General features: G+C 48.4%; 2 pseudogenes. Both read right to left on the bottom strand.

Features of this window, described 5'->3' with window-relative positions:
* Nucleotides 1-182 (bottom strand): annotated as a pseudogene (locus tag R7Q48_RS24480) (glutamate synthase small subunit); the annotation flags it as partial.
* Nucleotides 183-203: 21 nt separating this feature from the next.
* Nucleotides 204-1,179, bottom strand: a pseudogene (gene gltB / locus R7Q48_RS24475) (glutamate synthase large subunit); the annotation flags it as partial.

Genomic DNA, 1,179 nt, shown 5'->3' with positions numbered 1-1,179 from the left:
ACGGGGCACTTCCATTCACAATATGGGTTACCGCAATCCAAACAGCGATCGGCTTGCGCCGTTGCTTGTTGTTTCGTGAACGGCTCGTAGATTTCAACAAACTCAATCTTACGAATCTTAATTGGTTTTTTCGCCGGATCTACGCGTTGAACATCGATAAATTGGTAAACGTTCTGACTCATGATTCAAACATCCTCCATGAGTTATTGCGCTTGAACGCGCAGTTCAGCAGCGCTGCGGCTTTGGTGACCAAGTAGCGTGTTTAAGTCAGCCGCTTGAGGTTTCACCAAGTAGAACTTCGGAATCCATTCGTCAAAGTTCGCCAAAATATGTTCTGCATGGCTAGAGCCAGTCTCTTCGAGATGCTCCGCAATTAGGCCGCGCAAGTGCTCTTGGTGGATGTATAGATCCGACAGTGAAATGGCTTCCACCGATTCGTTGTTTACACGGCCTTGGAAGTCTTGATTTTCATCCAACACGTACGCAAACCCCCCCGTCATACCAGCGCCGAAGTTCACTCCTGTGGCGCCAAGAATAGCCACAATGCCGCCAGTCATGTATTCACAAGCGTTATCACCCGCGCCTTCGATTACTGCGATGGTGCCAGAGTTACGAACACCAAAACGCTCTCCCGCTTTACCCGCAGCAAACAGTTTGCCTCCTGTCGCGCCGTACAAACATGTGTTACCGATAATGGTGGCTTCGTTACATTTAAATGCAGTGCCTAGGTGAGGTTTAATCGCGATTTTACCGCCTGCCATGCCTTTGCCTACGTAGTCGTTCGCATCACCAGTGAGGTAAAGCTCTACGCCGCCCGCATTCCAAACACCAAACGACTGGCCAGCCGTACCATCAAGATAGATTTTGATTGGCGAAGCTGCCAAACCTTGGTTGCCATAGCGTTTTGCTATCTCACCAGATAAACGCGCGCCAACAGAACGGTCGGTGTTGATGACGTTGTAGAAGAAACTTGCTGATTGGCTGTTTTCGACAGCATTCAAGGCATCATCAACGATTTTTTGGTTGAGTTCGGCTTTATCAAACGGTTTGTTTGGCTCCGTCCAAAATAGTGGATGACCTTCGGCAGAAATAGGAGCTTCTAAGATGTTTGATAGATCCAACTTGGTTTGCTTCGCAGTGAATCCCTCGACGGCTTCAAGTAAATCAGTACGACCAATT

The sequence above is a fragment of the Vibrio sp. 378 genome, assembly GCF_033339435.1.
This window is presented reverse-complemented; position numbering and strand designations above follow the sequence as displayed.